The organism is Micromonospora sp. D75 (genome assembly GCF_018070405.1).
Taxonomy (GTDB): domain Bacteria; phylum Actinomycetota; class Actinomycetes; order Mycobacteriales; family Micromonosporaceae; genus Micromonospora; species Micromonospora chalcea.
Genome location: NZ_JAGPXV010000612.1, coordinates 1 through 3,572, shown reverse-complemented (window position 1 = coordinate 3,572; position 3,572 = coordinate 1). Strand labels below are relative to the sequence as shown.

Here is a 3,572-nt window from a genome sequence, read left to right as displayed (position 1 = left end):
GGGTGGTGGCCGGGCGGCCGTCGAGCAGACCGGCGGCGGCCAGCACGAACGCGCCGGTGCAGATGGACATGACGCGCGCTCCCCGGGTGTACGCGGCGCGCAGCGCGTCGGCCACCTCGGCGGCCACCGTGCCGTCGAGCAGTGGCGCGCCGGCGTGGATGCCGGGGACGATCACGGTGTCGGCGGTGTCGAGGAGTTCCAGGCCGTGGTCGGGGAGCACCTGGAAGCCGGCGCTGCTGCGTACCGGCTGCCCGCCGGGGGTGCACGTGGCGACGAGGTACAGGGGGACGCCGCCGTCGGTGCGGGCGGCGCCGAAGACCTGGGCGGGGGTGCCGAGGTCGAGTGCCACCACGCCGTCGAGGGCGAGGACTGCGACCCGGTGCGGTACGGACATGGCCCGATTATTGCGCACGATGGCTTTCCGGCCACTCGTCGGCGAGGCCACCCCGGTCCGAGACTCGGCTGGTGAACCGATCCCGCCTGCACCCGGCCTGGCTCGTCGCCGCCGTCGCCTTCGTCGCGCTCGTCGGCGCGGCCGGTTTCCGGGCCACCCCCGGCGTGCTGCTGCACCCGCTGCACGCCGAGTTCGGCTGGCCGCTGGCGACCATCTCCGCCGCCGTCTCGGTCAACCTGCTGCTGTACGGGCTCACCGCGCCGTTCGCCGCCGCGCTGATGGACCGGTTCGGCATCCGCCGGGTGGTGGCCGGCGCGCAGGAGCTGGTGGCCGCCGGAAGTGGCCTGACCGTGGCGATGACCGAGAGCTGGCAGCTCATCCTGTGCTGGGGCGTCCTCGTCGGGCTGGGCACCGGCTCGATGGCCCTGGCGTTCGTGGCGACGGTGACCGGGCGCTGGTTCGTCAAGCGCCGGGGCCTGGTGACGGGTGTGCTCACCGCGGGTGGGGCGGCCGGGCAGCTGGTCTTCCTCCCGCTGTTGGCGGTGCTGGTGCGCGACCACGGCTGGCGCACGGCGGCACTCGTCGTGGCCGGGGCCGCGCTGGCGGTCGTACCCCTTGTGGTGTGGTTGTTGCGCGAGCACCCGGCGGATCTGGGGCGGCCCGCCTACGGCGCGACGGAGGTCGTGCCGCCGGCCCGGCCGGAGGGCGGCGCGGCGGCCCGGGCGGTCGGCGCGCTCGCCGCCGCCGCGCGGACGCGGCCGTTCTGGCTGCTCGCCGGCGGTTTCGCGATCTGCGGCGCGACCACGAACGGCCTGGTGGGTACGCACTTCGTGCCGGCCGCGCACGACCACGGCATGCCGGAGACCACAGCGGCCGGGCTGCTCGCCCTGGTCGGGCTCTTCGACATCGCCGGTTCGATCGCCTCCGGCTGGCTCACCGACCGGGTCGATGCGCGGCTGCTGCTCGGCGCCTACTACGCGTTGCGCGGGGCGTCGCTGCTGGTGCTGCCGAGCCTGTTCGCCGGGTCGGCCCGGCCAAGCATGCTGGTCTTCATCGTCTTCTACGGGCTGGACTGGGTGGCCACGGTGCCGCCCACTGTGGCGCTGTGCCGGGAGTGGTTCGGCGCGTCCGGGGCGGTGGTGTTCGGCTGGGTGTTCGCCGCGCACCAGTTCGGGGCCGCGCTCGCGGCCACCGGCGCGGGCCTGGTCCGGGATCGGCTCGGCGACTACGCGATGGCCTGGTACGTGGCGGGCGCGCTGTCGGTCGGCGCGGCCGGGCTGTCGCTGCTGCTGCGCCGCCGTCCCGCCGACGAACCGGCGTTCGCGCTCCCGGTGGTCGCGGGCCGGCGGGCCTGGAGCTACCGGGGTTGACGCCCGCGCTGCCGGTCAGCCGACCGCCCACTGCTGCTCCGGAGCGCCGCTGCACGGCGCCTGCTCCAGCTCACGGCCGGGCTCGGTGCCCGCGTCGTCGACCTGCGCGCACTTGCCGCTGTGCACGGCGACCAGCAGCGCCACGCCGTCGCCGGCCTGCTGGAACCGCCACTGCTGGTTGGCCTGCCCGTTGCAGGACCACTGCTGCACGTCCGTGCCGTCGTCGGTCTTCGCCTCGTTGACGTCCAGGCACTTGCTGCTCGCGGCGTTGACCAGCAGGTAGGTGTCGTTCGTGACCGGCGTGACCACCCACTGCTGCTCGGGCCCGCCGGTGCAGTCGGCGAGCGCGGCCTGCGCGCCCTCGGCCTCGTCGCCGGTCACGCCGAGGCAGCGCCCGGACGGCACGCCCCGGAGCACCTTCGGCGTGGCCACCGGCGCGGCCGGGGTGGTCGGCGCCGCGCTCGGCGAGGGCGAAGACGACGGCGTGGGCTCCGCCGACGGTTCCGCGCTCGGCTCGCTCGCCGTCGCGGTCGGTACTGCCGCCGCCGGCACCACCGGCCGCTCGTCGCCACCGCCGAGCACGCCGGTGGCGAAGAAGGCCCCGAGGAGTACGCCGGTCACGCCGACGCCCAGCGCGATCCGCATCAGCGGGTCCTGCGGCAGCCGGAGACCACGGGCGCCACGGGCGCGGCGGGCCCCGTAGACGGTGCCGGACGGGTCGGAGTGCGGGTCGGCCATGGGAGCATGGTGACCCACCGGGGCCGCCGGGTGCCAGTCACCCCGGCGGCACGGTGACTCAGTCGACGACCCGGACGTCCTTCCAGAACGCCACCCGGTCGCGGACCATCTCCGCCTCCGGCTTCGGGTCGCTGTAGTACCAGACGGCGTCCGGGCTGGTCACGCCGCCGTGTTCGAGCGTGTAGTAGGAGGCGGTGCCCTTCCACGGGCAGACCGTGTGGGTGTCGGAGGGGCGGATCAGGTCCTCGCGCAGGGCCGTACGGGGGAAGTAGTGGTTGCCCTCGACCAGCACCGTGTCGTCGCTCTCGGCGACGACGAGGTCGTTCCAGACGGCTTTCGGCATGTCCTCCACGCTATGCCGCCGGCCCTCCACCGGCCACCGCTCAGCGCGTCGGCTCCTCGTCTGTCACGTCGGCCACAGTCGCGCCGAGCGTGGCCAGCGCTGAGTCCGCGTCGACGGCGACGGCGAGGCCGTGCTCGCCCGCGCCGAGCGTGATCTCCCGGCCGCGCAGCCGCTCGTCGGCGACCACCGGCCAGGTGGTGGTGGAGCCGAACGGCGTGATGGTGCCGCGCGCGTACCCGGTGGCGGCCTTCGCCGCCTCGGCGTCCGGCATCGACAGCCGGCTGACACCGAGCAGGGCGCGCAGCTTCGGCCAGGAGATCACCCGGCCGCCGGGGGTCAGCACGAACAGCAGGTCGCCCTCGCCGCGGCGGACCACGATCGTCTTGACCACGTCCGGCACCTCGACGCCGCGCGCCGCGGCCGCCTCGGCGAGGCTCGCCACCGGGCCGTGCCGGATGACCCGGTACGGCAGGCCGGTGTAGTCGAGAGCGGTCAGCGCGGGATTCGCCATGGCGGTCACGGTAACGCGCGCGCCGACCGTGAGTCGGCGAGGCCATCGTGGACGTCCCCCGAATTGTCGTACCCGCGCGTAAGGTGATCTCATGCACGCTGTCCGTGATCATGAACGGGCGGTGGACACGCTGCGGCGCTCCTACGCCGCGGTGCCCGCCGGGGAACCCGTACGGCTGGCCAAGCAGACCTCGAACCTCGTCCGGCCACGTTCCGC

At 74.8% G+C, this 3,572-nt stretch carries 5 protein-coding genes; 1 reads left to right on the top strand and 4 read right to left on the bottom strand.

Translation table 11 applies throughout. From position 1 onward, the window contains the following. Nucleotides 1-394, bottom strand: a 394-nt coding sequence (locus tag KBX39_RS26465; RefSeq protein WP_247660618.1) for a DJ-1/PfpI family protein, incomplete at its 3' end; no start/stop codon positions are given. Between the two features lie 71 nt (nucleotides 395-465). Between KBX39_RS26465 and KBX39_RS26460 the strand changes: the two genes are divergently transcribed. Continuing rightward, the gene (locus tag KBX39_RS26460) at nucleotides 466-1,764 is read left to right on the top strand and encodes an MFS transporter (RefSeq protein WP_210873048.1); all 1,299 of its coding nucleotides are present in this window, start codon (nucleotides 466-468) and stop codon (nucleotides 1,762-1,764) included. Nucleotides 1,765-1,779: 15 nt separating this feature from the next. On the opposite strand, the gene KBX39_RS26455 is transcribed toward KBX39_RS26460, so the two are convergent. The 3 genes from KBX39_RS26455 to KBX39_RS26445 are packed head-to-tail and all read right to left on the bottom strand — an operon-like array spanning nucleotide 1,780 to nucleotide 3,356. Beyond that, nucleotides 1,780-2,502 carry an RICIN domain-containing protein gene (locus tag KBX39_RS26455; protein ID WP_069087570.1) on the bottom strand — a complete coding sequence of 241 codons (723 nt, stop codon included), beginning with the start codon at nucleotides 2,500-2,502 and terminating at the stop codon, nucleotides 1,780-1,782. A gap of 58 nt (nucleotides 2,503-2,560) precedes the next feature. After that, a complete protein-coding gene (locus tag KBX39_RS26450; RefSeq protein WP_043330617.1) occupies nucleotides 2,561-2,845 on the bottom strand; it encodes a DUF427 domain-containing protein in 285 nt (94 codons plus the stop codon). A gap of 40 nt (nucleotides 2,846-2,885) precedes the next feature. Beyond that, the gene (locus KBX39_RS26445; RefSeq protein WP_210873046.1) at nucleotides 2,886-3,356 is read right to left on the bottom strand and encodes an aminoacyl-tRNA deacylase; all 471 of its coding nucleotides are present in this window, start codon (nucleotides 3,354-3,356) and stop codon (nucleotides 2,886-2,888) included. Nucleotides 3,357-3,572 lie beyond the last annotated feature (216 nt).

Bases quoted from the DNA above. Each gene is read 5' to 3' on its own strand.
- KBX39_RS26455 (WP_069087570.1), bottom strand. From the start codon at position 2,502: ATGGCCGACCCGCACTCCGACCCGTCCGGCACCGTCTACGGGGCCCGC.
- KBX39_RS26450 (WP_043330617.1), bottom strand. From the start codon at position 2,845: ATGCCGAAAGCCGTCTGGAACGACCTCGTCGTCGCCGAGAGCGACGAC.
- KBX39_RS26445 (WP_210873046.1), bottom strand. From the start codon at position 3,356: ATGGCGAATCCCGCGCTGACCGCTCTCGACTACACCGGCCTGCCGTAC.